The sequence below is a fragment of the Sorangium sp. So ce185 genome, assembly GCF_051526825.1.
In the GTDB taxonomy this organism is placed as follows: domain Bacteria; phylum Myxococcota_A; class Polyangia; order Polyangiales; family Polyangiaceae; genus Sorangium; species Sorangium cellulosum_D.
In genome coordinates this window covers 11,530,431-11,556,681 of the sequence record NZ_CP150316.1, presented here as the reverse complement: position 1 = coordinate 11,556,681, position 26,251 = coordinate 11,530,431, and the positions used below count along the sequence as shown (strand labels likewise).

17 protein-coding genes are annotated in these 26,251 nt (G+C 72.7%); 8 read left to right on the top strand and 9 right to left on the bottom strand.

The features are described from left to right. The first annotated feature begins 46 nt into the window (after window positions 1-46). Both WMF26_RS42600 and WMF26_RS42595 read left to right on the top strand, forming a co-directional pair. Window positions 47-3,982: an nSTAND1 domain-containing NTPase gene (locus tag WMF26_RS42600; RefSeq protein WP_437997385.1), complete on the top strand. Its 3,936-nt coding sequence runs from the start codon at window positions 47-49 to the stop codon at window positions 3,980-3,982. Between the two features lie 137 nt (window positions 3,983-4,119). Then, entirely contained in the window at window positions 4,120-5,130 is a 1,011-nt protein-coding gene (locus WMF26_RS42595; protein WP_437997384.1) for an ADYC domain-containing protein, read from the top strand. Window positions 5,131-5,145: 15 nt separating this feature from the next. Here the strand turns inward: WMF26_RS42595 and WMF26_RS42590 are convergent, their stop codons facing one another. Next, the gene (locus tag WMF26_RS42590) at window positions 5,146-5,730 is read right to left on the bottom strand and encodes a peroxiredoxin (protein ID WP_437997383.1); all 585 of its coding nucleotides are present in this window, start codon (window positions 5,728-5,730) and stop codon (window positions 5,146-5,148) included. A gap of 378 nt (window positions 5,731-6,108) precedes the next feature. On the opposite strand from WMF26_RS42590, the gene ypfJ reads away from it, so the two are divergent. The 3 genes from ypfJ to WMF26_RS42575 all read left to right on the top strand — a co-directional run bounded on the left by ypfJ (window position 6,109) and on the right by WMF26_RS42575 (window position 12,645). Next, window positions 6,109-6,945 (top strand): KPN_02809 family neutral zinc metallopeptidase, encoded by an 837-nt coding sequence (gene ypfJ, locus WMF26_RS42585; protein ID WP_437997382.1) that lies wholly within the window; start codon window positions 6,109-6,111, stop codon window positions 6,943-6,945. A gap of 318 nt (window positions 6,946-7,263) precedes the next feature. Further along, complete coding sequence (locus WMF26_RS42580) at window positions 7,264-11,901, top strand: capsule biosynthesis protein CapB (RefSeq protein WP_437997381.1); 4,638 nt, start codon at window positions 7,264-7,266, stop codon at window positions 11,899-11,901. Between the two features lie 156 nt (window positions 11,902-12,057). Further along, window positions 12,058-12,645, top strand: coding sequence for a Uma2 family endonuclease (locus WMF26_RS42575; RefSeq protein WP_437997380.1), 588 nt, complete (start codon window positions 12,058-12,060; stop codon window positions 12,643-12,645). Window positions 12,646-12,696: 51 nt separating this feature from the next. On the opposite strand, the gene WMF26_RS42570 is transcribed toward WMF26_RS42575, so the two are convergent. The 6 genes from WMF26_RS42570 to WMF26_RS42545 all read right to left on the bottom strand — a co-directional run bounded on the left by WMF26_RS42570 (window position 12,697) and on the right by WMF26_RS42545 (window position 17,997). Next, entirely contained in the window at window positions 12,697-13,518 is an 822-nt protein-coding gene (locus WMF26_RS42570) for a hypothetical protein (protein WP_437997379.1), read from the bottom strand. 148 nt (window positions 13,519-13,666) lie between these two features. Continuing rightward, window positions 13,667-14,425 carry a 2OG-Fe(II) oxygenase gene (locus WMF26_RS42565; RefSeq protein ID WP_437997378.1) on the bottom strand — a complete coding sequence of 253 codons (759 nt, stop codon included), beginning with the start codon at window positions 14,423-14,425 and terminating at the stop codon, window positions 13,667-13,669. Then, entirely contained in the window at window positions 14,422-15,495 is a 1,074-nt protein-coding gene (gene ada / locus WMF26_RS42560) for a bifunctional DNA-binding transcriptional regulator/O6-methylguanine-DNA methyltransferase Ada (RefSeq protein ID WP_437997377.1), read from the bottom strand. The genes WMF26_RS42565 and ada overlap by 4 nt, the downstream gene beginning before the upstream one ends. 180 nt (window positions 15,496-15,675) lie before the next feature. Continuing rightward, on the bottom strand, window positions 15,676-16,434 hold the full coding sequence (locus WMF26_RS42555) for an NAD-dependent deacylase (protein ID WP_437997376.1): 759 nt from the start codon (window positions 16,432-16,434) through the stop codon (window positions 15,676-15,678). A gap of 181 nt (window positions 16,435-16,615) precedes the next feature. Then, a complete protein-coding gene (locus WMF26_RS42550) occupies window positions 16,616-16,978 on the bottom strand; it encodes a GFA family protein (RefSeq protein WP_437951793.1) in 363 nt (120 codons plus the stop codon). A 251-nt stretch (window positions 16,979-17,229) separates the two neighbouring features. Continuing rightward, window positions 17,230-17,997, bottom strand: coding sequence for an SDR family NAD(P)-dependent oxidoreductase (locus WMF26_RS42545; RefSeq protein WP_437333808.1), 768 nt, complete (start codon window positions 17,995-17,997; stop codon window positions 17,230-17,232). Between the two features lie 452 nt (window positions 17,998-18,449). On the opposite strand from WMF26_RS42545, the gene WMF26_RS42540 reads away from it, so the two are divergent. Both WMF26_RS42540 and WMF26_RS42535 read left to right on the top strand, forming a co-directional pair. Then, complete coding sequence (locus tag WMF26_RS42540; protein WP_437997375.1) at window positions 18,450-20,048, top strand: FAD-dependent oxidoreductase; 1,599 nt, start codon at window positions 18,450-18,452, stop codon at window positions 20,046-20,048. A 177-nt stretch (window positions 20,049-20,225) separates the two neighbouring features. Beyond that, window positions 20,226-22,415 carry a sensor histidine kinase gene (locus WMF26_RS42535; protein WP_437997374.1) on the top strand — a complete coding sequence of 730 codons (2,190 nt, stop codon included), beginning with the start codon at window positions 20,226-20,228 and terminating at the stop codon, window positions 22,413-22,415. Window positions 22,416-22,458: 43 nt separating this feature from the next. Here WMF26_RS42535 and WMF26_RS42530 read toward each other — a convergent pair whose 3' ends face one another. Continuing rightward, window positions 22,459-23,643 (bottom strand): aldo/keto reductase, encoded by a 1,185-nt coding sequence (locus WMF26_RS42530; protein ID WP_437997373.1) that lies wholly within the window; start codon window positions 23,641-23,643, stop codon window positions 22,459-22,461. A gap of 516 nt (window positions 23,644-24,159) precedes the next feature. Between WMF26_RS42530 and WMF26_RS42525 the strand changes: the two genes are divergently transcribed. Next, window positions 24,160-24,765: a hypothetical protein gene (locus WMF26_RS42525; RefSeq protein ID WP_437997372.1), complete on the top strand. Its 606-nt coding sequence runs from the start codon at window positions 24,160-24,162 to the stop codon at window positions 24,763-24,765. Here WMF26_RS42525 and WMF26_RS42520 read toward each other — a convergent pair. Next, window positions 24,725-26,023 carry a putative metal-binding motif-containing protein gene (locus tag WMF26_RS42520; RefSeq protein ID WP_437997371.1) on the bottom strand — a complete coding sequence of 433 codons (1,299 nt, stop codon included), beginning with the start codon at window positions 26,021-26,023 and terminating at the stop codon, window positions 24,725-24,727. The two genes, WMF26_RS42525 and WMF26_RS42520, sit on opposite strands and share 41 nt — an antisense overlap. Window positions 26,024-26,251: the final 228 nt, after the last annotated feature.

The window sequence follows — 26,251 nt, the reverse complement described above, 5'->3', positions numbered from 1 at the left end:
GCACCGGGTATATTCGTCAGGCCACCGCTGAGCCAGGCGCGCCCTCGTGAAAGAGAAAACCGCTTCGACCCTCTCGCAGGCCGCCCTGCCCCCCGGCGGGGCGGAGACGCAGCCGCGGGCGTCCGAAGAGCCGCCGCCGTCGAGCTTGATGCCGTCGAGCGCGGGCCCCTCGAGCTTCAGCCCGCCGAGCCGCTTCGAGGAGTACCGGCTCGTCCAGAAGCTCGGCAGCGGCGGCATGGGGGACGTCTACCTCGCGCACGACACGCTGCTCGACCGCATGGTCGCGGTGAAGCTCATCCGCGCGGAGACGGCGGACGCCGAGGTGCGCGCGCGGCTGCTCGCCGAGGCGCGCGCCGCCGCGCGCATCCAGCACCCGAACGTGGTCGCCATCTACCGCGTGGGCGAGCTCCGGGGACAGCTGTACATCGTGTCGGAGTTCGTCCGCGGCCAGAGCCTCGACCGCGTGACCGTGCCGATGCCCTGGCAGCGCGTGCTCGAGCTCGGCGCCGGGCTCGCGCGGGGCCTCGCGGCCGCCCACCGCCGGGGGGTGCTGCACCTCGACATCAAGCCGGCCAACGCGGTGCTCACCTTCGACGGCGAGGCGAAGCTCCTCGACTTCGGCCTCGCCAAGCTCCTCGACCCGGCGGCGGTGCAGGCGCCCGCGATCCGCGGCGTCGCGCCGCCGCCCGGGGCGGGCGACGACGCGGCGCTCGGCGACGAGCCGCTCGACGGCGGGATCCGCGAGGCGGCCGAGATGGCGGCGCTGCTGCTCGACGCGACGAAGGGCGTCGACGGCGGCACGCCCCACTACCTGCCGCCCGAGCTGTGGTGCGGCGAGCTGGCGACGCGCCGCTCCGACGTGTACTCGCTCGGCGCGCTGCTCTTCGAGCTCTGCGCCGGCGTCCCGCCGCACGACGACGTGCCGATGCTCGATCTGCCGCGCGTCGTCCAGTGCGAGCGGCCCCGGCCCCTCGCCGCGCTCGCGCCGGGCGTCGACGCGCGGCTCGCGGCGGTCATCGAGCGGTGCCTCGAGATCGACCCCGCCGCCCGCTTCGCCTCGGGCGACGAGCTGCGCGACGCGCTCGAGCAGCTGCTCGCGCGGAGCCGGCACGCCTCGATCGCGCCGGAGGGCAACCCCTACCGCGGGCTGCTCGTCTTCGACGTCGAGCACCGCGCGGTGTTTTACGGGCGCAGCTCCGAGACGGGGACGATCCTCGACCGGCTGCGCTCCGAGCCCATGCTCGTCGTGGCCGGCGACTCTGGCTCGGGCAAGTCGTCGCTCTGCCGGGCCGGCGTGCTCTCGCTCGTGCTCGAGGGCGCCCTCGGCGGCGGGCGCGCCTTCCAGGCGGCGATGATGGTGCCCGGCCGGCGCCCGCTCGCCGCGCTGGCCGCCGCGCTCGAGCCGGTCCTCGGCGCGCCCGCCGAGCGCATCGCCGAGGCCGTGCGCGCGGCGCCGGGCTCGCTCGTCCGCGACCTCCGCGCGCGCCTCGGCGAGCGCGGCGGGCTCGTGCTGTTCATCGACCAGCTGGAGGAGCTCGCGACCCTCAGCGGCCCCGCCGAGGCCGCGCTCGTCGGCGAGGTCCTCAGCGCCTTCGCGGCGCGCTCGCCGTCCCTGCGCCTGCTCGCCACGGTGCGCGGCGACTTCCTCGCGCGCGTCGCCGGCATCTCCGGCCTCGGCGACGAGATCGAGCGCGCGCTCTACCTGCTCCGCCCGATGTCCGCGGACAAGCTCCGGGAAGCGATCACCGGGCCGGCGCGGGCCAAGGGGGTCGCGTTCGAGTCGGACGCGGTCGTCGACGCCCTCGTCGAGTCCACGGCCCGCGCCGAGGGCGGGCTGCCGCTCCTCCAGTTCGCGCTCGCCGAGCTCTGGGACGCCCGCGCCGCGCCCGACGCGCCCCTCAGCAGCGCGGATCTCGCGCAGATCGGCGGGGTCGAGGGCGCGCTCGCCCGCCACGCCGATCGCGTGCTCGGCCGCATGCCGCCCGCGGTCCACGCGGCGGCGCGGCGGCTGCTCGGCGAGCTCATCACGCCGCAGGGCACGCGGGCGCGGCGCGCGGAGGCCGAGCTCGCGCGGCCGGGCGGCGACGAGGCGGCGCGCGCGGCGCTCGAGGCGCTCGTGCAGGGCCGCCTCCTGTTCGCCCGCGAGGGCGAGCAGGGGACGGTCTACGAGATCGCCCACGAGGCCTTGATCCACGGGTGGGGGACGCTGCGCCACTGGCTCGAGGAGCAGCGCGAGCAGCGGGCGATGCGCCTGCGCCTCGACGCCTCCGCCGCCGAGTGGGAGCGGCTCGGCCGGCGCCGCGACGCGCTCTTCAGCGCGCGCCAGCTGATGGAGGCGAAGGGCCTCGATCCGGGCGATCTGCCGCCGCGCGAGGCGGCGTTCCTCCGGGCGTCGCGGCGCGCCGTCCTGACGCAGCGCGTGGCCCGGTGGGCGCTCGCCGTGGGGGTCCCGCTCGTCGCGGCGCTGCTCTACGGCGCGCTGGAGCTCAGGGCGGCGCGCCAGCTCGCCGCGCGGGCGGACCGGAAGATCCAGGAGGCCGCGGACATCTCGGCCGCGGCGTCGCGCGAGGGCGCCGCGGCCGAGGCGCTCCGCGCCGAGGCGCTCGCGGCGTTCGACGGCCGGCGCCGCGACGAGGGGGAGGCGCTCTGGGAGCGCGCGCGCAGGCGCGCCGCCGAGGCCGAGCGGCTCCACCTGCAGGCGAGCCAGAAGCTGGAGGCGGTGCTCACGCTCGACGGCACCCGCCGCGACGCGCGCGAGCTGCTCGGCGACGTGCTCTACGAGCGCGCGCTCGCCGCGGACGGCCGGGGCCACCCCTCGCTGCGCGACGAGCTGCTCCAGCGCATGACCACCTACGATCCCGACGGCGTGCGCCGGCAGCGGTGGAGCGCGCCCGTCGAGGTGGCCATCGAGACCGACCCCCCCGGCGCCGACGTCACGCTGGAGCGGTACGAGACCGACGCGGAGGGGCGCCGGCAGCTTGTCGACCTGCGGGTCCGCGGGTCGACGCCGCTCTCGGGCATCGCGCTCGCGCAGGGCTCTTACCTGCTCACGTGCGAGGCGCGGAACCGCACCATCGTGCGGTATCCGTTCCTGGTCCGCCGCGGCGAGCCGCGGCGCCTCTCCATCCCGCTGCCGCCCGCGGGGGACGTCCCTCCCGGGTTCATCTACATTCCGCCCGGACGATTCCTCTTCGGCGCCGCCCTGGACGACATGTACCGGTGGGCGTTCCTCTCGACCGTTCCCCTTCACGAGATCAGCACGGGCGCCTACCTCATCGCGCGGCACGAGACGACGTTTCAGGAGTGGCTCGACTACGTCCAGACGCTCCCGAGAGAGTCCCGCGAGCAGCCGTCCATCATCCAGGCGGGCAACGGCGCCATGACCGGCGCCCTCGGGCTGCGCCGTCTGCCCAGCGGCGTATGGCAGCTAACGATCCAGCCCACGGTGCAGGCCTACACGGCGCGCGCCGGCGAGCCGCTCGTCTATCCCACGCGGGAGGTCCGGGCGCAGCAGGACTGGCTTCGTTTCCCGGTCACGGGCATCTCGTTCGCGCAGGCGACCGAGTATGCCGCGTGGCTCCACAAGACGGGGCGTGTCCGCGGAGCCCGGCTGTGCACCGATCACGAGTGGGAGCGCGCGGCGAGGGGCGCCGACAGTCGGATCTTCCCGCACGGGGACACGCTCTCTCCCGGCGACGCCAACTTCGATGAGACCTATGGCAAGGAGAGCTCCACGATGGGTCCAGATGAGGTGGGCTCGCACCCTGCCTCACGTAGTCCCTTCGGGGTCGACGACATGGCGGGGAACGTCCTCGAGTGGGCCATTTCGTCGATAGAGGTCGACAAAGTGCTTTTGCGCGGCGGGGCTTACCTCTACGATCAAACATCGGTCCGGAGTGACAACCGGACCGTCGTTGACGGCACCTTCCTCGATCCGGTGATTGGGCTCCGCATCTGTGCTTCCTTTCCTCCACCTCCGTAAAGGGTGACGAGGATCTGCGGCGCCCGGGCAGCGCCGAGAGATGCCGCGCCCCTCGCGGGAGCGGAGCCCGACAGCCGGGAGGAAGATCGTCGGCGCGCAGGGCGTCATGGCTTGAGCGTCAGCGTTCGGAGGCGATCATGTTTCAGCGAGGGTTCCTGGCAGGGGCGATGGTCGGGCTCATCTCCGTGGGTGTCGGTTGCGTCGCGGAGGTCGAGGGCGGCGAGGGCGACGAGGCGCCGGCGGAGGGCGCGCTCGAGCTGCAGGCGCTCAACGATCTCACCTTCAACGGCACCTACCTGAACGGCACCCAGCTCAACGGGGTCCGCTTCAACGGGGTCCGCTTCAACGGGGTCCGCTTCAACGGGGTCTCGCTCGACGGCGCGACGCTGGTCGGGACGCGCGCGAGCGACGGCAAGCCCGTCCGCGGGGTCGACTTCATCGGCGCGGAGGCCGAGGCGGTCCTGGACGATCGATCGATCGTGATCGTCCGCATCACGAACGTCGTCGAGCGCGACGGGATCGCCTATTACACGGTGAAGTACAACGCCGGCGGCGCGGGCTGGGCGAACGTCTGCGGCGAGGGCGTCGAGGCGATCGCGGTGAAGGGGACCTGGGATCCGGTGACCGGCGCCTTCTCGGACGACGGGGGCCAGTTCACGTTCGCCTGCCAGGGCGCGGCGATCGCGAAGTGCGCCGAGTGGGGCTACAGGGACTGGCAGACCACGGCGGAGTGCGACGGGAAGCGCTGCGAGAGCAGGGATCTCTCGTACTTCCACAAGGCGTGCGTCCGCATGGTGCGCGCGGACTACTGCGGCGACGGCGCGCCGCACACGCGGGCCGGGACGGCGATCGACGTCTGGGATGCGCTCGGCATCCAGCGCGAGACGGCGGGCTCTGGCATGAGCCTCGAGGCCGAGTGGACCGTGGACGGCGCCGCCTGCATCCGGCGCACGCGGTGGCGGGGCGTCGTCGGCAATCCGGATCGCGACTACGTCATGGCGCATTGCCCGGAGCGGTGGGCCGGGGCCGATCCGAGCTGCGGCGGGCCCGGCTCGACGTTTAACAAGGAGAGCGGCTTCACGACGCCGCTCGCCGAGCGGCGCCTCCTGCGGAACGCGTCGTTCACGACGAACGTGAGCCCGCTGTAGCGCGGGTCGCGGCGCTCAGCTCTTCGCTGCGGCGAGGATCGCGGCGGCGTGCTCCTTGGGATCCACCTCGAGCCAGACCTGCTTGATCTTGCCGTCCTTGCCGATGAGGAAGGACTGGCGAGCGGAGAGCTCGTTGCGCAGCGGCACGCGGAACGCGGTGGAGACCGCGCCGCCCTCGTCGACGACGAGCGGGAACGGGAGCTCGTATTTCTCGACGAAGGCCTGGTGGCTCTGCGCGTCCTGGGTCGAGACGCCGTAGACCTCCAGCCCGGCGGACTGGAGATCGGCCCAGCCGTCGCGCAGGCCCTTGGCCTGGATGGTGCAGCCCGGCGTGTCGTCCTTCGGGTAGAAATAGACGAGCACCTGCTTGCCTTGCAGGCTGGAGAGCTTCACCTCTCGGCCGTCGTGCAGCTTGAAGGTCACGTCGGGCGCGGCGTCGCCGGGCTTGAGCGCGGCGGGCTTGGCGGAGGCGCCCGTCGTCTCGGAGGGCTTCTCGGCGGCCTTGCGGGGCGCGCCGGAGGGCTCGTCGCAGCCGGCGGCGAGGGCCAGCGCGGCGAGCGCGATGGCGAGGGTGGAGGCGAGGTGCGTCGTGCGCGTCATGATGGCGTGCATCGTTCCACCGGCCTCCGCGAACGGCAAGCGCGCGTCGGGCGGCGGCGCGCGCCGCCGCTGAGGTTGCCAGGGCCATGCGGACGTTGGCAGGGGATCGGGGGCGCTTGCGAGCGCGCGAGAGGATCGAGGAGAGACACCGCCAGCTCGTCAGGAGACTTGGTGAGCCGACTCGGTGTCTCCGGCGATCGAAGGGGTGAGCGTCAGGCTCGTTGTCCAATCCGCGCCTCGCCGCTCAGGGCCGGCGCAGGCGGCGACCCGCGCGCGCCACCCCGCGCCGGCGCCGACAGCAGGCGAGCAATGCAAAACGTCCTGACGAAAAGCTAAGGTGGCGCCCGAGGCGCGCTCCACGCTATATCTGCGTTTGCCATGCGCTGGACACCTGGGAAACGCAGTGCGAACCTCCGAGATCTCCGCGGCGTCTCCGGCGGAGCGAAGCTCGGCGTCGGCGGGACGGTGATCCTGCTCGTGCTCTCCCTCGTCTTCGGGAAAGATCTCCTCTCCTCGGGGCTCGGCCAGGGCGTCTCGCTCCCCGGCGCGCAGCGCGAGCGCGCGAGCTCGCCCGAAGAGGAGCGGCTCGTCGACTTCGTCTCCTTCGTCCTCGATGACACCGAGGCCGTGTGGAAGCAGGTGTTCAGCCGCATGGGGCAGACCTATCCGGCGCCGCAGCTGACGTTGTTCACCGACTCCGTGAGGTCGGGCTGCGGCGTCGGCGAGGCGGCCATGGGGCCGTTCTACTGCCCGGCCGATCGCACGGCGTACATCGACCTCGGCTTCTACCGCGAGCTCAAGGCGCGGTTCGGCGCGCCGGGCGACTTCGCCCAGGCGTACGTGCTCGCCCACGAGATCGGCCACCACGTGCAGAACGTGCTCGGCATCGAGCGAAAAATGCGCCAGCAGCAAGCGGCGCGCCCGAACGAGCGGAACGCGCTCTCCGTGCGCATGGAGCTCCAGGCGGACTGCTTCGCCGGCGTGTGGGCCCACTCGACGGCGAAGCGCGACCTGCTCGAGGAGGGCGACGCCGACGAGGCGCTCCAGGCCGCGTCCGCGATCGGCGACGATCGGCTGCAGAAGAGCGCGACCGGCAGGGTCAACCCGGAGACGTGGACGCACGGCTCGTCCGCGCAGCGGGTCGCCTGGTTCAAGCGCGGCATGCGGGGCGGCCGCGTCGAGGACTGCGATACGTTCGCGGAGGCCTCGCCCTGAAGGCGCGGCGCGCGTCCGAGGCGGCCCGCCCCCGCGCCGGACCGCGCCGGCGCCGACGGCCGCCGATCCTGCCCACGGCCCGCGCGCCTCGGGCGGCCGCCGCCCGGAGGGGCGCGTTCCAGACGACCGCGAATACGGCCGGCTGAGCCCGCGGCGCCTCGTCCGGGCCGGCAGCGCCGTGAGGCGCATGAAGAGCGGCTCGCGACAGCTCCGCGCGACGGTGTACCCTGCTCGCCCGCCGATGGTCTCGCCGTACGGTGCCCCTCGCTTCCCGCCGCAAGGCCGCTCGCTGCGCGATCGATCCCGCCCGGTGGCGCCGTGAGCCTGCGCGAGGCGACCGACCCCTGGACCGCGGCGCCGCGATCGATCGCGGAGATCGTCGAGGACAGCCTCCCCCAGATCGAGGTGCGCTGCCGCCCGCGGGCCATCGCCACGGTCGTCGCCCGCGTCACGGCCGACCTGGGCGACGAGGATCCCCCGCGGCCCGCGCTGCTCGCCGCGCTGGCCCGGTGCGCCGACGGCGCGGCCGCCGAGGTCGACCGGCTGCGCAGCGCCGAGTCCGCGCTCGTTGTCGCCTACCAGTCGGCCGCCACCCCGGCCGAGCGGCGCGAGCTCCTCGCCCGGCAGCTCCGCGTCTGGGCGCGCGAGCGCAAGAAGACCGGCGCCGCCTCCCCCCTCGGCTGGGCCGCCGCGCGCGTCGAGCAGGCCGGCGACCTCTCGGCGCTCGCCCGCAACCTCGACCTCGAGGCGGCCCAGGAGCGCTTCGCCACGGCCATCGCCGACCGCCTCGACGAGATCGAGGTCGCCTACCACGCGCTCACCCACCTCGCGCAGGACCTCGACCCGCCCGACGCGCTGCACGTCGTCCGCGACGGCGGCGTCCTCCGGCTCGCCATCGCGCACGCCGAGCCGAGCCGCCCCGCGCCCGTCCGCCGGGCCGCCATGCTCGCGGCCGTCGCCCTCCTGCACCGCATCCCGGCGCGCGAGCGGCTCGGCCACCTCGGGCTCGACGCGGCCCGCTCGGTGCTGGCGTGGTCGCGCGGCGTGGGCGCGTCCCGCTGGGTGCAGATCGCCGCGCTCGAGATCGGCGTCCTCCTCTTCCCCGACGAGGCGTTCTCGCTGCTCGCCGAGCGCATCCGCGCGCGCGACCCGGCGGACAAGGACGGCCCCATCCTCCGCCGCAACGCCCTGCGCCTCCTCGGCGCGGCCGCGCGCCCGTCCGCCCCCGTGATCCCGCTCGGCGAGGCGCGCGCGGCGAGCGCGGCGCGGCCCGCCGGCGCCGCCCAGGACCCGCGCCGCTGGAACGGCGCGCAGGCTGGCAACGGCAGCAAGCCGAGCGCCGCGCCGGAGGCAGCCTCGTCCGGGGGCGCCGTCGAGGGCCCGGGCGGCGCCGAGCTGCCCGACGCGCCCGCGCCCGACTCGGCGCCCCGGCTCAGCGCGGAGACCGCCGCGAGCGCGCCGCCTGCACGCGCGGCCGCCGCGAGCGCGGACCCGCTCGCCATCGCGCTCCTCGCCCGCGACGACCCGAGCGAGCACGTCCGCCAGGAGCTCGTGCGCCAGCTCCTCGCCCTCGGCAGCGCCGAGGCCCTCACGGCGCTCGCCGAGGTCGCCGAGGGCGACGGGTCGCCGCGCGTCCGCGGCTACGCCATGCGGGAGCTCTCGCGCTTCGCGACCGACCACGCGGACGCCGTCCCGCACGCCGAGCGCGTCGTCCGCTTCGCCCTCGTCAAGCCCGGCCCGCCGCTCGCGTCCCGCGCGGCCCTCGAGGCGGTGCGCACGCTCTGCGCCGGGCCCTACGCCCCGCTGCCGCCGGCGACGTTCGTCGACCTGCTCGCCGAGTTCGCGAGCCGCCCGGCGATCTCGCCGGATCTGTCCGACGAGGCGGCCGCGGCGCTGCGGCTGCTCGAGGTCGAGAGCCGCCCGGTCGCCGAGCACATCCGGCAGGCGCTCGTCGCCGCGGCCTCGGAGCTCCTCGAGGGCGAGAGCGCGCCGGTCGAGATCCCGGGCGACGCCGAGCCCCGGGACATCGAGCGCGCGCTCCTGGTCGCCTCGCGCGGCGACATGACCTACACGCTCCGGCGCCGCGGCCGGGGCCGGTACGTGCTCACGCGCGGCGAGCCGCGCGGCTTCCGCCTCTGGCGGCTCATCCACGAGATGCGCACCCCGATGCCGGACAAGCGCAAGGGGTGGATCCACACGAGCGGCCGCCTGTTCGCGGGCGAGCTCGTCGCGCCGCCGGTCGGCATGGCGGAGGTCACGCCCACGCGCGTGCCGGGCGAGCGCCACGTCTACCCGCCCGTCGGCGGCTGGGGGCCGTTCGTTCCCCGCATCGACGATCTGCTCGCCGCGGCCAGCCTGACCCAGCGTGAGATCCGCCTCATCACGGCGCGCGGGACGGTCACGGTGCGCGCGCCGGCCAAGCTCGCGCACCGGCTGCGCGCGCGCGCCCTGCTGACGTGGCGCTACGACCGCTACGCGCAGGCCCGCATGCGCGCGCTCGTGGCGCAGGAGCCGGCCGAGCAGAAGAAATTCACGCTGATGACCGGCGAGCTCGGCTTCACGGTCGCGCTCGGCGACACCGGGGGCGAGGTCGACGGCCGCCCGTTCGCGCTCGAGCCGCACCTGCCGGGCAAGTACCTCGCCGTCGCGCTGCCCTCGGCGCTCCAGCTCGGCCGCGACTGGCTCGTCGGCCCGTCGGTGCCCGTCTGGATCGACAGCTTCCTCTCGTACCTCGTGTCGCCCGCGGGCAACGTCCCGACACAGCTCGCGTGGATCGTGTTCCTCGTCCTCGCGTACATGGTGCTGCGCGCCGCGTGGATCATGACGCAGATCGAGCGCGCGCGCCGGGGCATCCCGCTCACCATCGGCGGTTGGGGCACGCGCGGCAAGAGCGGCTCGGAGCGGCTGAAGGCCGCGCTGTTCCACGCGCTCCGGTACGACGTCGTCGTGAAGACGACCGGCTGCGAGGCGATGTTCATCCACGCGATGCGCGACCTGCCCGCGCAGGAGATCTTCATCTACCGCCCCTACGACAAGGCGACCATCTGGGAGCAGCGGAACATCCTCGCGGCCGGGAGGAACCTCCGCGCCCAGGTGTTCCTGTGGGAGTGCATGGCGCTCCAGCCGCTCTTCGTGGACACGCTCTGCTCGGAGTGGATGCGCGACGAGATCACCACGCTGACGAACGCGTACCCGGATCACGAGGACATCCAGGGCCCCGGGGGCGAGGACGTCGCGCGGGTGATCGCGCGCTTCATGCCCACGGACGGGCTGTCGTTCACGACCGAGGAGCAGATGCTCCCGCTGCTCAAGGACCAGGCGCAGCGCAAGGGGACGAACCTCGTCGCGATCCCGCCCATCGACGCGGATCTCTTGCCGGTGGATCTCCTCGATCGCCTCCCGTACCAGGAGCACCCGCGCAACGTGGCGCTGGTGCTGGCGCTGGCGGATCACTTCGGGGTCGATCGCGAGTTCGCGCTGGTCGAGATCGCGGATCACGTGATCCTCGACCTCGGCGTGCTGAAGACGTACCCGACGGTGCAGTACCGGGGGCGGAAGCTGACGTTCTCGAACGGGATGAGCGCGAACGAGCGCGCCGGGTTCATGTCGAACTGGACGCGGCTCGCGTTCGACAAGCACGACATGGACGCGACGCCCGGCAAGGCGACGGTGATGGTGGTGAACAACCGCGCGGATCGGGTCGCGCGGTCGCGCGTGTTCGCGCAGATCATCGTCGAGGACATCGGGGTCGATCACGTGGTGCTGATCAACTCGAACCTCGGCGGGATGATGCAGTTCATCACGGAGGGGCTCGACGCGCGGTTGCGCGACATGGTGATCACGGGCGACGGGGGCAAGGAGCGCGCGCTCGAGCGCTTCGACGAGCAGATGAAGAAGGTCGGCGTCCCGGCGCGCGCGGGCGCGTTCGAGGACGATCTCACCCGGATGCTGCGCGCGCTGCCGACGATCGACGAGGCGGCGGCGGCGGCGATCGTGGGCGGCCCCGAGGTCCTGGGCAAGAAGGGGGAGCCCGAGGCGATCGAGGCGGCGGTGAAGAAGGCGCTGGAGGCGCACGCGCCGCCCGCGGGCGAGGACGACATCCGCCCGGACATCGTCCACCACGCGGCGCGGCTGTCGCGGCGGCTGGCCCGGCGCGACAAGGCGCGCGCGGAGGTCGAGGCGGCGCTGTCGCGGGGCGCCGACGCCGAGGCCAACCAGGCGTTCCGGGCGGCGTTCCGCGAGCTGTTCCTCGAGCGCATCGCGGTCCTGTGGAACGCCGACGCCAAGGGGGACAAGGTGATCGACTTCATCACGCGCGAGGTCCCGCCGGGGTTCGACGCGCGGCTGATGGGGTCGCAGAACATCAAGGGCACCGGGCTCGACTTCGTTTACCGGTGGCTGTCGATGGACCGGGTGCGGACCGCGATCGAGCGCATGCAGAGCAACCCCTCGGCGCGGCGCGAGGTGCTGACGTTCTTCCTGTCGTACTCGGATTTCGGCCTCATCGATCTGCGCGAGGCGCTCGCGGCGGTGCGCGCGGCCAAGGAGCAGGGCGGCGCCGGGTGGGCGGAGCACGCGAACCTGATCGACGGGGCGATCCGCAGGCTCGAGGCGCTCGACAAGGAGAAGACGGCGGCGCTCGTGGTGACGGGCAAGACGGGGGTGGGGACGAAGGTGCTGCTCCGGATAGAGCAGTTCGTGGATCACATGGACTCGGTGCGCCGGACGCGGTGGGCGAAGATCGTGATGGACGATCTGTTCGCGATGCGCATCGGCCACGGCCAGGCCGCGCTGCTGCTGCGGGAGATCGTCGGGCGGCAGAAGGGCGGCTGGCTGGCGAAGGACCTCGCCAAGTGGGTCGAGAAGCGCAGGGCGTGGCTGGAGAGCCGGCGGAAGAAGCCGAAGAAGGCCGAGGCGGCCGCGCCGCCGGGGGCGCCGGCGACGGAGCAGGGGTGAGGGGGGAGTCGGGCGACGGCGCGAGCTCGACCGCCTGGGGAACTGGGGGAAGGGGAGCCGCCGGGGGAGGAGGGCGGCGGTGGGCCGCTTCGGACCTTCCGGGGGAAGGGAGGCAGCGTCTCGCCTCCGGCGGGCGGATGCCGTACGCTGTCCGCGATGGGACATCCTGCCAGGCGCACCGGGCTCTCGCCCGCGGAGTACCTCGCGTTCGAGCGGGCCTCCGATCAGAAGCACGAGTACGCGAATGGCGAGATCTTCGCGATGTCGGGCTGCACCCGCGCGCACAGCCTGCTGGCCGGGAACATCCAGCGCGAGCTCGGCAACGCGCTGCTCGATCGCGCCTGCGAGGTCCACACCTCCGACCTGCGCGTCAAGATCACGTCCACGGGGCGTTACGTGTATCCCGACGCCTCCGTGGTCTGCGGTGATCCCGCGTTCGAGGATGCGGAGCTCGACACGCTGATCAACCCGAGCGTGATCGTCGAGGTGCTCTCCGATTCGTCGGAGGCCTACGATCGCGGCGACAAGTTCGCGCAATACCGGAGCGTCCCCTCCATCGTGGAGTATGTGCTCGTCTCCCAGAAGGAGGTGCGCGTCGAGCACTTCCAGCGGCAGCCGGACGGCCGGTGGCTGCTCGCCATCCTGGGCCCCGGCATGCAGCTCGAGCTCGAGTCGGTCGGCGTCGTCGTCGACGTCGATCGCGTCTATCGCAAGGTGCCGCTCGGGCCCTCCGAGCTCGACTGAGCGGCCCTCCCCGGGAGGCCCCGGGCGCGCTCGCGCCCGGGGCGGCGCGCGTCACTGCGCTGGACGGCAGTACTCGTCCTGCGGGGTGACCGACTCCACGACGACGGTCGTGCCCTTTCTGATCACGAACTCGCTCAGGCCGACCTCCTGGCCCTCTGGGCTCCAGTCGTATGTGTAGCCGAGGCGCGTCCACGGATATCCATCCTCGCCATAGGACGTCGCCTTCAGGGCGTTGAACCAGTCCTCGTGTTCTTGCGGCGTGCCGTCCGGGAAGTCGAGATCGGCGGTCGTGTCGTCGATCTCCAGGTCCGGCGTCGGGCGGAACATCGACTCCGCCGGCACCCAGAGCGCCACGACGCGATCCTTGCCGCTGTCCGGCGGCAGGCCGAGCAGCTGCTCGAGCCGCAGCGAGAGCGCCGCTCCTTCGAGGCCGCTCGCGCGGCAGAACGCCTGGAGCTCGGGCGCCGCCGTGCTCCACACCTCGACGCCGAGCTCCGTCTCCTCGCCCACGAGCTCGTCATAGCCCGCGTAGGACGTCCAGGTGAGCATCAGCACGCGATCCTCGGCGTCGCGGACGAGATCGGCGGTCTCGTCGTCGATCGCCGTCAACGTGTCCACGCGCTCGCTCTCCTCGGCGATCTCGGCGTCGGCGACGGCCGCGTGGTACAGCGCGAGCAGGCTCGCCTCGCCGCCCGCGCCGCCGCTCCCGCCCGCGCCGCCGCTCCCGCCCGCGCCGCCGCTCCCGCCTGCGCCGCCGCTCCCGCCTGCGCCGCCGCTCCCGCCTGCGCCGCCGCTCCCGTCCGTGTCGTCGCCGCCGCACGCGACGAGCAAGGCGCACGCGCAAGCCCCCACCGCCAACCAGGTTTTGCCCATATCTCCTCGATGCCTCCCGCCCGTCCCGCCGGCTCAGCGAGAGCCGACCGGACATCAGCCGCCGCAGGCTACAGCAACGAGGTGACCGGCGGGCCACGGCGTTGAGGTGACGGCGCGAGGTCGTCGCCCGCGCTCTCCCGGCGCGCCGTCACGCCGCGTCGTGAAAGATGATACCCACCGTGTGGCGATGCCCCGAGCGCACACGGCTGACGCCGTGCCGCATGTTGACCCGGTACACGCCGCGCGTGCCCTGCACGGGTCGATGGCGGACGGCGAAGACCGCCGCGTCGCCCTGGCGCAGCGGCACCACCATCGGTCGAGATTGCATCCGCGGGCGCTGCTCCGTCATCACGAGCTCGCCGCCCGTGAAATCGCGCTCGGGCTCGGAGAGGAGGATCGCGACCTGGAGCGGAAAGACGTGCTCGCCGTAGAGATCTTGATGCAGGCAGTTGTAGTCGCCCTCGCCATACTGCAAGAGGAGCGGCGTCGGCTGGACCTGGCCCGCGGCATGGCAGCGCTCGACGAAGCCCGCGAGCTCCTCCGGATACCGCACGTCGAGGCCCATCGCCGCGCTCCAGCGGTTCGCGACGGGCGCGAGGCGCGGATAGAGGCGGGTCCGCAGGGAGTCGACGAGCGCGGGAAGCGGGCGCGCGAAGTACTTGTACTCCCCGCGCCCGAACCCGTGCCGCGCCATCACCACCCGGCTGCGAAAGAGCTCGTCGCGCGCGTACAGCGCGGCCAGGTCGCCGCACTCGGCCCCGGTGAGCAGGCCCTCGATCACCGCGCAGCCGTGCGCGTCGAGGTCCTGCGACACGCGCGCCCAGTCCACCGACGCCACCCGCTCATCGTGGTCGTCCCCGTCGTCCACGCCGCGCGCGAGGGCGACGGCCCTGCGCGGCGCGTTCACGCGCCCGCCTCCCGGTCGAGCAGCGCGCGCTTGCGCTCGACGCCCCAGCGGTAGCCCGACAGCCCGCCGTCGTTCCGCACCACCCGATGGCACGGGATCGCCACGGCGAGCGCGTTGGCCGCGCACGCCCGCGCCACGGCCCGGACCGAGCTCGGAGCGCCGATGGCGCCGGCGATCTCCGCGTAGCTCGCGGTCGTGCCCGCCGGGATGTCCCGCAGCGCCTGCCAGACGCGCTGCTGGAACGCCGTCCCGCGCACGTCGAGCGGCAGCTCGACCGGGGCGCGTGGGCTCTCCACGAGGCCCACCACCTTCGCGACGAGCTGCTCGAACCCGGCATCGCCGCCGATCAGGTGGGCTCGCGGAAACCGGCGCTCGAGATCGTGCAAGAGCTCCTCCGGATCGTCGCCGAGCAAAATCGCGCACACGCCGCGCGCGGTGGCGGCGACCAGGATCGCGCCGAGCGAGCACTCCCCGATCGCGAACCGGATCTCCATCTGCGCTCCTCCGGCGCGGTACCTCGTGGGCGTCATGCCCAGCACCTGGTTCGACTGCTCGTAGAAGCGCCCGCCCGAGCCGTACCCGGCCGCGTAGATCGCCTCGGTCACGGTGCCGTTCCTGCCGAGCTCGGCCTTCACCCGCCGGGCGCGGTGCGCCGCCGCGTACGCCTTCGGCGTCACCCCGGTCACGGCCTTGAAGATGCGGTGCGTGTGGAAGACGCTCAGCCCCGCGTGGCGCGCCAGCGCCTCGAGGCTCGGCGCCTCGTCGCTCTGCTCGATGAGCCGGCACAGCGCGGCCACCTGGGCCGCCTGGCGCTCGGCCAGCGGGGGTTGGTCCGGCTTGCAGCGCAGGCACGGCCGGAAGCCCGCCCGCTCCGCGGCGGCCGCGGTCGGATGAAAGCCGACGTTCTCGGGCCTCGCGGGGCGCGCGCCGCACGACGGACGGCAGTACACGCCCGTCGTCTTGACCGAATAGAAGAACCTGCCGTCCGCGCTCGCGTCGCGGGCGATCACGGCGGTCCAGCGAGGGTCGCTCTCCACCTCGGCGGCGAGGGAATGGGTCTTTCCCGGCATGTCGTCTGTCTCCTTCCGGCGCATCTTGCGGGTCACGAGGCGAGCTTAACCCCCGCCCGGAGGGCCGCACTCCGGGTCTTGCTCTCGAATCCACGGGCGCCGGCGGGGCGCCGGGGCGACGCCGAGCGAGCGCGGCGCGCCGCCGGGATCGCCTCGGATCTGCGCGCCGGGCGCGGGCGGTCAGCTGCTGGGCTCGATCCGGGACAGGATCCCCTCCAGCGCCTCGACCGCGCGCATCGGCAGCCGCACCGAGACGGCGGTGGAGATCGTGGTCTCTTCCGGGTTGATCTCGACGGTCGGCACCCCCGAGCGCGCGGCCTCGAGGACGGGCCCGGTGATGTAGGGGAAGAGGCTCGACGTGCCGATCGAGACGACCACATCGAAGCCCTGCGCGAGCTCGCGCTTGAGGATCTCGACCTTCTCCAGGGGGAGCATCTCCCCGAAGAGGACGACATCGGGCCGGAGCACCGCGGCGCACTCCGGGCAGCTGGGGCAGGGGGCGAGGTGCGCGTAGTCGTCGACGTGCGCCTCGTACGTGCAGCGCGTGCAGAGGATGCGGCGGATATCGCCGTGGATGTCGATGACGTTGGTGGAGCCGGCGAGCCGGTGGAACCCGTCGACGTTCTGGGTGAGCACCCAGCAGCGCGGGGTGCGGCGCTCGATCCGGGCGATCGCCGCGTGCGCGGCGTTGAACCGCGCGCCCCGGCACGCGCGCTCGATCTGGTGGATGTACTTCCACGTGACCTCGGGGCGCCGCTGGAACATCCAGCCCGAGAGCGCGTCCTCGATGGCGAGCCCCTCGTCGGTCCCCTTCTCGCTGTAGAGCCCTCCGATCCCGCGGTAGGTCGGGATGCCGGAGGCCGCGGACACGCCCGCGCCGGTGATGAAGAGGGCTGACCGGGCCGAGGCCAGAAGCGCGCTTGCTTGCTCGATCGACATCAGGGGCGCAGTTTACCCGCGTTGCCCGGGCCTGCGCCCGCGGATCGGCCCGGCGCGCGCGAGAGGTGCTCGGGCGCGCGCCCCGGTCCGGCGAGGGCCGGCCGCGGCTCCACCGCCCGGGCCCGCGGAGCCCGGCCGCGCCGGCCGCGTCCGCCACGGAGCCCGGCCGGCGCGGCCGCGATCACGCGCTCTTGCCGTCGAATTTCATCGTCTTGAGCGACTCGATGTCGACGTCGTCCAGACACCGGACATTGATGGCGCACATCTCTTTGCCGTCAGGCCCGATTCCCCGAGCGAACGACTCGATGCCGCAGACCGAGCAAAACGTGTGGTGAATGACCTTCTTGTTGAACTGGTAATCGGTGAGGACGTCTCCTCCTTGCTTGAGCGTGAACTGGTCTGCCGGCGTGAAGGCCAGCATCACACCCAGCTTCGAACAGCGCGAGCAGTTGCACACGCCCACGGGAGCGCTCAGGTCCACCTTGACCTCGTAGCGAACCTTCCCGCAGTGACAGCCACCAGCATAGGTCTTGAGCTCCGTCATGGGCGCATGGTGCCACAGCGAGCTGTCCGCGTGCCGCAAAAACGAGAGGCGCCGCGGCGGCTCGCGCACGGGAAGGGGACCTGCCCGCGCCGCAGCGGCCGCTCGCCGACACCGGGTTCTGCGGCGAAGCATTGGCTTCTGTCGGAAACTTTTCTCAGGGTTCAGGCTGCCAGCGTTCAGGCTGGTGCAGCGTGCCGGGCTCCCGGAGGCCGGGCTCCCGGAGAGGGATCGACTCAGGCCGTGTGCGTCGCCTACTGCTCCTCGTAGTTCCAGGTCAGCCCGCCATCGACGAAGTACGTCGAGCCGGTCACGTAATCGGCGTCCGCCGAGGCGAGGAACACGGCGAGCCCGGCGACGTCCTCCGGCTTCCCCAGGCGGCCGAGCGGGATCTGCCCGAGCAGCGCGCCCAGCTTGTCGCGATCCTTGAGCAGGTCGGCGTTGATCTCCGTCTCGATCGCGCCCGGCGCGATGGCGTTCACGGTGATCCCGGTGCCGCGCAGCTCGACCGCGAGCGTGCGCGTCAGCATGCGGACGCCGCCCTTGCTGGCGCAGTAGGCCGCGAAATTGGGGAACGGTAGATCCTCGTGCACCGAGCTGATGTTGATGATCTTGCCGGGGCGCCCCGCCTCGCGCAGGTGGCGGACCATCGCCTGGCTCCCGAAGAACACCGCCTTGAGGTTGGTGTTCACCACCTGATCGTAGTCCTCCTCGGTCACCTCCCAGAACGGCGCCCGCTTCTCCATGCCCGCGTTGTTGACAAGCACGTCCAGCCGGCCGAAGCGCGCGACGACATCGCGGATCAGCTCCTGCACGCTCTGGACGGAGGCGACGTCGACGGAGAACAGATGACCTCGCCGTCCGGCGGCCTCGACCTCGGCCAGGGCTTCCTCGGCGCCCTCCTTGCTCTTGTGGTACGTGAGCGCCACGTCGGCGCCCTCGCGGGCGAAGCGAACGGCGATGCTGCGGCCGATGCCCCGGCTGCTGCCTGTGACGAGCGCGATCTTGCCTTGCAATCTCATGGCGGCCTCCTGTCTCGACGGGGGACCGTGCCCCCGCGCCCCGCCGCTGTTGCCAGCGGAGCGTCACTCTGCACTTCCCGCGATCCGCGCGCGCCCTTCTGCTCGCTGCTCCGCTTGGTCCTCTCGGGCGTGGCCTCTCGCCGACCCGGGCTTCTCTAGCATGTTTGCGTCGCAGGCCAGCGAAGGCCGGCCGCCCGGCGCACGCCGCCTCGGGCCGCAAGCACGCAAACGGACGAGGCCGGCGAGCGCCCGCGCTGGCCGCGCGCTCGAGCCATCGACTCCGCGCGCGCCGCGCCATTCGCCACGCGCGCTGTCGCAAATTGCCACGCAGCCGGACCCGATCGCGCGCAGGACGCGCCGCTCTCGGCTCAAATCGATGGCAAACCGCTTGCAAGGCGCGGGGGAGAGGGAGCCGCCCGGCACGGTCGGCTCGCCCCGACCGGAGGCGCTCCATGACCGATCGCGCATACGACAAAGACACGGCCTGGACCCACGCAGTGCTCCCGCCCATCGCCCCTCTCGCCGCCGGGCACAGAACGACGGTGTGCGTGGTGGGCGCGGGGATCGCCGGGCTCACGACCGCGTACATGCTGGCCAAGGAGGGCCGCGGCGTCATCGTCCTGGATGACGGCGTGATCGGCGGGGGCGAGAGCGGCTTCACGACAGCCCACATCGTCAACGCGCTCGACCGCCGCTGGACCGAGCTCGCGAAGCTCCACGCGCCGGAGCGCCTCCGGCTGGCCGCCGAGAGCCACACCACCGCGATCGACACGATCGAGCGGATCGTGCAGGACGAGGGCATCGACTGCGACTTCCGCCGGGTGCCAGGGTACCTGTTCGCGGCGCCGGGGCAGCCGTCGAGCACCATCGAGGACGAGATCAAGGCGGCTCACCAGGCCGGCCTCGAGCGCGTGCACGGGGTCGACCGGGCGCCCCTCGAGAGCTTCAACACCGGCATCGCCGCGAAGTTCCCCGATCAAGCCCAGTTCCACATCCTCCGCTACCTCGCGGGCCTCGCCCGCGCGGTCGAGCGCCACGGGGGCAGGATCTACACGAGGGCGCACGTGGTCGACGTCGACGAGCAAGCCGAGCCCGACCACGTGGTCGTCAAGACGGACCGCGGCGTCAACATCGTCGCCAACGAGGTCGTGCTCGCCACGAACTCCCCGTTCCTGCCGTGGATCTCGGTGCACATGAAGCAGGCCGGCTACAGGACGTACGTCATCGCCCTGCGCGTGCCGCGGGGCTCCATCCCCCCTGGCCTCTACTGGGACACCGAGGATCCGTTTCACTACGTCAGGCTCAGCAACCTCGATGGCGCGGACGGCCCGGACGAGCTCCTCATCGTCGGCGGCGAGGACCACAAGACCGGTCAGGCCGACGACGCGGATCAGCGCCACGCCCGGCTCGAGGCGTGGGCGAGGGAGCGCTTCCCCCAGGCGGGCCAGGTCGTCCATCGCTGGTCCGGGGAGGTCATGGAGACCGCCGACGGGCTCGCGTTCATCGGCCGCCTCAAGAAGGAGTCCCGCATCCTGCTCGTGACCGGCGATTGCGGTAACGGCATGACCCACGGGACCATCGCAGGCCTCCTGTTGAACGATCTCGTCCACGGCCGCGAGAACGCGTGGGCCGAGCTCTACGACCCGGGCCGCCTCAACCTCACCCTGCAATCCGCGTCGGAGTACCTCAAGGAGAACCTGAACACCGCGGCGCAGTACGCCGACTGGCTGACGGGGGGAGACCTCGACGACGTGGAGAAGCTGCCCCCCGGGATGGGCGCCATCATGAGAAGGGGGCTCACGAAGCTCGCCGTCTACCGCGATCCGCAAGGCCATGTCCACGAGCGGTCGGCCGTGTGCACCCACCTCGGGTGCATCGTCGCCTGGAACCCGGCCGAGCGGACGTGGGACTGCCCCTGCCACGGGTCGCGCTTCGAGTGCACCGGCCGCGTCATCCACGGTCCGGCGACGAGCGACCTCAGGCCCGTCGAGACCGCCACGCCGGGCGAGGCCGAGGCGCCCGCCGACAAGCGGCTCGCCCGGACCGGATGAGCGCGCCGCCGCCCCCGGGACACCGCGCGCGCCCCGGCGCGCCCTGCCGCGGAGGCGCCCGCCCAGCAGCGGCTCGGCGGCGTGAGCGCGGGCGGGCGGGCTGTCCAGACGCTCCCGCGCTCGTCGCGGTAGGTGAGGAACTGTGACACGACGGCGTGTCCAGGTATACGGAGAGCCATGCAGGAGAGCCAGAAGCCCGGGCCCGCCGCCCCGCCCGGCGAGGCGCCGTTCCTCGCGGGCGACGGCGAGATGGCGCAGCTCATGCGCGATCTCGACTGGTCGCGCACCCCGGTCGGCGCCGTCGACCGGTGGCCGCAGAGCCTGCGCACCGCGGTCAGCATCTGCCTCGCGTCGCGGCACCCCATCGAGATCTGGTGGGGGCCCGAGTACGCTCGCTTTTACAACGATGCATACCGCCCCATCCTCGGCGCGACGAAGCACCCGCAGTTCCTGGGTCGCCCGGGGCGCGAGTGCTGGAGCGAGATATGGGACGTCATCGGCCCGATGCTCGACGGGGTGCGCGCCACCGGGCAGGCGACATGGTCCGAGGATTTCCAGCTGATCCTCTCGCGCAACGGCTACCAGGAAGAGACGTACTTCACGTTCTCGTATGCTCCTGTCCTCGTCGAGGACGGCACGGTCGGAGGCATCTTCTGCGCGTGCGCCGAGACGACGGGGCGCGTGCTCAGCGAGCGCCGCCTCCGGGCGCTGCGCGCCCTCGGCGCCCAGTCCGCCGCGGCGGCGATGGTCTCGTCCGAGGAGACCATCGCCCGCTCGTTGAGCACGCTCGTCGAGAGCTCCGCCGACGTGCCGTTCGCGCTCGCGTACATGATCGAGCCGGGCGGGGCGGCGGCCCGCCTCGCGGCCGCCGAGGGGCTCGCCCCCGGCGGCCCGGCGAGCCCCGAGCGCATCCCGCTCGCCGACGGGGGCGGGATCTGGCCGCTCGCGGACGTCGCGCGGAGCCGCGCGTGCCTGCGCGTGGACACCCCCGCCGAGCGGTTCGGCGCGCTGCCCGGCGGCGCCTGGCCCGAGCCGTGCCGCGAGGCGGTCGTGCTGCCGCTCTCGCGGTCCGGGCACGCCGCGCTCCAGGGCTTCCTCGTGGTCGGCGTCAGCCCGCGCCGCGCGCTCGACGCCGCGTACAGCGACTTCTTCGAGCTCGCGGCCGGCAACATCGCCACGACGATCTCCGGCGCGCGGGCCTACCAGGAAGAGCGGCTCCGCGCGGAGGAGCGGGCCGAGCTCCTCGCGCGCGAGCAGGCGGCGCTCGCCGAGGCCGAGCGGCACAGGTCGCGCCTCGAGACGCTGTTCATGCAGGCCCCGGCCGGCATCTGCGTCCTGCGCGGGCCCGAGCACGTCTACGAGCTCGCGAACCCGCGGTACCTGGAGCTCGTCGGCGATCGCGACATCCTCGGCAAGCGCCTCCGCGACGCGCTGCCCGAGACCGCGCCGGCGGTCGTCCCGGTGCTCGATCGCGTGTACCAGACGGGCGAGCCGTTCTTCGGCAACGAGTTCGCCGTGTTGCTCGCGCGCGGCGGCGAGCCCGAGGAGCGCTTCTTCAACTTCATCTACCAGCCCATCTACGACGCCATGGCCAGGGTCGAGGGCATCGCCGTGCTCGCCTTCGAGGTGACCGACCAGGTGCGCGCGCGGCGGCGCGCCGAGCAGCTCGCCCACGCGCTCGCGATCACGAACCAGGATCTCGACCAGTTCGCCTACGTCGCGTCCCACGACCTCAAGGCGCCCCTCCGGGGCATCGCGAGCCTGTCGGAGTGGATCGAGGAGGGGCTCGCCGACAAGATGAACGACGAGGCGCGCCAGCAGATGCGCATGCTCCGCGGCCGCGTGCACCGCCTTGAGGCGCTCATCGAGGGCATCCTCAGCTACTCGCGCGCGGGGCGCATCCGCGACAGGCTCTCGCCCGTGGACGTGGGCGCGGTCGTCGCCGAGTGCGTCGAGCTCCTCGCGCCGTCGGCCGAGGCGCGCATCGCCGTCGGCGACGGCATGCCGACGATCCTCGCCGAGCGCGTGCCGGTGCAGCAGGTGTTCATGCACCTCATCGGCAACGCCCTGAAGCACGCGCGCCGCGCGGACGCCGTCGTCGAGATCGCCTGCGCCGACGCGGGAGAGTTCTACGATTTCACGGTGAAGGACAACGGCCCCGGGATCCCGCCGCAGTTCCAGGAGCGCATCTGGGGCATCTTCCAGACGCTGGAGGCGCGCGACAAGGTCGAGGGCACCGGGATCGGCCTGTCGGTGGTGAAGAAGATCGTCGAGACGCGCGGCGGCCGCGTGGCGCTCGAGTCGGAGCCGTATGCCGGCGCGACGTTCCACGTCTTCTGGCCGAAGCGCCCGAAGACGGCCTCGTGACCGGCGCGGCGGCGGCCGCGCTCAGCCGCCCGCTGGCGCAGACTCAGTGTTTGCCGAGGCGCTTGACCTCTTGTCCCGCGAGCAGCGCGTGCGCCTCCGCCAGCACCTCGGGGATGCGGTGCCGCTGCGCTGCGCCGGCGAGGACCTGCGCGAGGTCGAGCTCCCGAACGCGCTCGGCGCGATTGCCGGGGAACCAGTGGTCGCCGTTCCCGAGCAGGTTGTACCGCGCCTTGCCGTAGGCGGTCATGTCGAACGCCCTGACGTAGTTGTACAGCCGCAGGATCTCGCGGACGTTCACGTGCCCCGGGACGGCCTCCCACTCGGGCAGGCCGACGTGCCATGTGTCGACCCACGCGCGGCCGAGCACCCGCGCGAGCTCCTCGTCGAGCCGGCGCAGGATCGGCGCGAGCGTGTCCTCTGCGGCGCCCTCGCGCTCCAGGAGCGGCAGGACCTTCACGTGCTCGTCGAAGTCGGACGGGCGCGCCGCGCCGACGCTGATCGTGTGGACCTCGGGGCGGGCGAGGCAGAAGAGATCGTTGAACACGATCGGCGACAGGGGCTCGCAGAGCCGCACGAGCTTGTCGCTCGGCTCGTACAGCCGGCCCCCCTTGTCGGTGGGGCTGATGATGAAGACCCCCATGTCGCGTTCGGCCGCGGCCTGGATGGCCGGCCAGGCGGCCTGGTTCACGTAGTACCAGTGCAGGTTCATGTAATCGAAGCGGCCGTCCTGCACCATCGCCATGATCACGCGCAGCGAGGCGTGCGTCGAGAAGCCCACCGCGCGGACGCGCCCCTGGCGCTTCAGCTCGAGCGCGGCGTCGAGGCAGCCCCCTTTGCGCAGCGACCACGAGAGGCGCGTCTCGTCGTTCACGCCGTGGAGCGCGAACAGGTCGACGTGATCGAGGCGGAGGAGCTTCATCGAGCGCTCGAACGTCTCGAGGAACTTCTTCGGCTCTGCCTCGGGGCCGACCTTCGTCTGGACGATGATCCGGTCGCGCGGCAGCTTCGGCAGAATGTGCCCGAGCTGCTCCTCGCTCGTGCCGTAGCCGCGCGCGGTCTCGATGTGGTTGATGCCGAGCTCGAGCGCCCTTGCGATGCACGCCTCGACGTTGCGCTGGCTCCCCGGCGAGATGCGGTCCTTGTCGTTCCAGGAGTGCTGGTACCGCATCCCTCCACACGAGAGGACGGGCATCTGGATCTCGGTGCGACCGAATCGGCGATAGAGCATGCGTGTCACCTCAGGCCCGGGAGGGGAAATCTACCGCACCGTGACAGCCCCCGGCAGGCGCCGCAACGCGAGGAGCGCGAGCGGCGGCGGCGAAAGGAGCGGAGGCGCCGCCACGGCGACCCGCGTCGGAGGCCGACGCCGCCGCCGTTCGCGCCTCCCTCGGGCTCGACGCGCCCCGCGAACCGGTCGATTTGTGTTGACATAACCATTGTGAGCGCTCACATCGATGTGAGGGTTCTCCCTTTGCTTCGGCCTGGTCCCCCAATGCGAGCGAAACCACAGCCTCGGAGCTGGGCACCGCGCACTTCGTGCGATCAGGGGTTCAGCCGCCGCCCCCGACACCACCGACGAGCATCCGAAGCGCTGAGGCCTCGAGCGCTCCAAGCCCTTTGGGCGAGCGCCCGTGCCTCGCTCGTGATCGGCCTCGGCGCAGGGCTGGTCGCCTGTAGCTCGGACAGCTCCCCCGCCGCCGCGGGGGGCGCGACGATGGTCGACGGCAGCAGCGCAGCCGGTTGCGTGCCCGCTCCTTTCGCGCAGAACCCGCGCAGCATCGCCGAGGTCGTGCGAATGGTGAATGCGCTGGAGAAGCCGCTCGACCTTCCGTGCTTCCTGGCGCACCTCGCTGGTCCGCTGCAGATGACCGCCTCCCTCAGCCCTACCAGCGCCCAGCCGTCGTTCGATCGTCGCAGCCCGCGGATCTTCGTGTTCCTGGATCCTCTCGTGTTCACCGTCGTGCCCGAGGGGCCGGGGCGGGGCCTGCTCGAGTTCGGCGAGCGCCGAGGCGACGCGCGATCGTTGAAGGGGGAAATCGAGTTCCCGGTGGCGAGCGAGCTCACGCCGGAAGCGCCGTTCGAGCATATCATCTTCAACGAGCAGTACTCGACCTGCGCTTTTTGCCACGCCGACGAGACGCGCGCGCCCGACGTCCCCTTCGCCCGAGCCTTCGAGTCGGTGGCGCTCCGCCCGCCCGACAGGGCGGTGGTCAGCGTCGACGAGCTGCGGTCGGAGGTGCAGTCGTGTGACGCCGCGAGCGACCCCTACCGCTGCGCCATGCTCCACGCCCTGTTCGACCGGGATGCCGTCATTCAGCGCGACTTCCCCGAGAGCTACGGTACGCTTTGACGTCGGTGAAGGCCCTCCGCCGGCGCCGCAACGCGAGCAGGGCGAGCGGCGAGAGGAGCGGGAGGAGCCGCCACGGCGACCCGCCCCGCGGGTCGACGGCGCAGCCGCCGCCGCTGTCGCCCTTCTCGTCGGGCGCCCCGCCGCCCGTGGCCCCCGAGGCGCCCGTGGTCCCGGCGCCGCCGCTGCCGGCGCTCGTGCTCCCGGGGGTGCCGCCGCCGGTCCCGCTGCTGCACGTGCCGTTCGGGCAGCCCTCGCCGGGCGCGCAGAGGCCGGGATCCTCGTCGGTCTCGCCGTCGCAGTCGTCGTCGAGCGCGTTGCACGTCTCGGGGCTCGGCTCGCCGGGCGTGCACGAGCCGGGGGTGCACGCGATCGCCTCGCGGGCGCACATCCCGACGCCGCACACCTCGCGCACGCCCTCGTCCACCCGGCCGTCGCAGTCGTCGTCCACCAGATTGCACGTCTCGGCCGCGTCCGGGTGGACGTCAGGGGACCTGTCGTTGCAATCGTTCGAGCTCGGCGCGAAGCCGTCGGGGGGGCACTTCGCCTCGACCGTCGCGCCGAAGAGCGACCCGTACCCGTCGCCGTCGGAGTCCTCGTACTGCGTGGTCACCGCGAGATCTTCGTCGATCTGACCGTCGCAGTCGTCGTCGCGCCCATTGCAGGCCTCGTCCTGATCGGGGTGGATGTCGACGCTGTAATCGTCGCAGTCCCCGGCGCGCGGAGCGTGGTCGGCGGGCTGGGTGCAATCGACCCTGGGCACGCCGGAGTCGCCGTATCCGTCTCCGTCGCGATCGAGGTAATACGTCGTCCCCTCGCACCCGTAGGCAAACGCGGCGATGGCGGCCGACGCGCCGTCTCCGCGAGAGCCGTTGTCGCCGTTGGCCGCGACGGCCCACACCTCGACCACGACCCCGCCCGGGGCCCCCGGCGCGATCCACTGCGCGTCGAAGCGGACGACCCCGCCGCTCGCCCGCCTGGGCGCGGAGTGGACGAGCTGGCGGTCGTCGATGAGGTGAGTGCCCTGTCCGTCGATGGGCGCGAGGCGGCCTGTCCCGGTGCGGAGATAGATGCCACCGGCGTTGATGTTGGCGGCCTGGATCGTGACCTGCAGAGTCACAGCCTCGCCGGCCGCCGGGCTCTCGGGGCTATGGTCGATGGTGATCGTGGGCGCGGCGCCGCCGGTGTGGCAGCCGTTGCACCCCTCCACCGCCGTCCCGCCGCGGCGCGCATGGGCCTCCGACGCGACCAGCGTGGTCAAGAGGGCCAAGCTCACCGAGAGGGCCGGTGAAGAAAGCGATGTACTTCGCATGCGTCTCGCGCGCAGCTCGGGCTCGCGAGCTCCGCGCGCACCGCTGCGACGCTCAGGGATAGCCGCACGCGATGGATGCGACAAGGAGGTATGCGCAGAGCGAAACATTGTGCTGCAACCACCCGGCGCGGCGGCGTCTCTCTGTTGTCTGTCGCGCGCTCGCGCCGTTCGCGCGGC

Coding starts and splice junctions, on each gene's coding strand:
- WMF26_RS42535 (WP_437997374.1), top strand. CDS start 20,226: ATGCAGGAGAGCCAGAAGCCCGGGCCCGCCGCCCCGCCCGGCGAGGCG.
- WMF26_RS42595 (WP_437997384.1), top strand. CDS start 4,120: ATGTTTCAGCGAGGGTTCCTGGCAGGGGCGATGGTCGGGCTCATCTCC.
- ada (WP_437997377.1), bottom strand. CDS start 15,495: ATGCCGGGAAAGACCCATTCCCTCGCCGCCGAGGTGGAGAGCGACCCT.
- WMF26_RS42540 (WP_437997375.1), top strand. CDS start 18,450: ATGACCGATCGCGCATACGACAAAGACACGGCCTGGACCCACGCAGTG.
- ypfJ (WP_437997382.1), top strand. CDS start 6,109: ATGCGCTGGACACCTGGGAAACGCAGTGCGAACCTCCGAGATCTCCGC.
- WMF26_RS42570 (WP_437997379.1), bottom strand. CDS start 13,518: ATGGGCAAAACCTGGTTGGCGGTGGGGGCTTGCGCGTGCGCCTTGCTC.
- WMF26_RS42575 (WP_437997380.1), top strand. CDS start 12,058: ATGGGACATCCTGCCAGGCGCACCGGGCTCTCGCCCGCGGAGTACCTC.
- WMF26_RS42590 (WP_437997383.1), bottom strand. CDS start 5,730: ATGACGCGCACGACGCACCTCGCCTCCACCCTCGCCATCGCGCTCGCC.
- WMF26_RS42555 (WP_437997376.1), bottom strand. CDS start 16,434: ATGTCGATCGAGCAAGCAAGCGCGCTTCTGGCCTCGGCCCGGTCAGCC.
- WMF26_RS42530 (WP_437997373.1), bottom strand. CDS start 23,643: ATGCTCTATCGCCGATTCGGTCGCACCGAGATCCAGATGCCCGTCCTC.
- WMF26_RS42550 (WP_437951793.1), bottom strand. CDS start 16,978: ATGACGGAGCTCAAGACCTATGCTGGTGGCTGTCACTGCGGGAAGGTT.
- WMF26_RS42545 (WP_437333808.1), bottom strand. CDS start 17,997: ATGAGATTGCAAGGCAAGATCGCGCTCGTCACAGGCAGCAGCCGGGGC.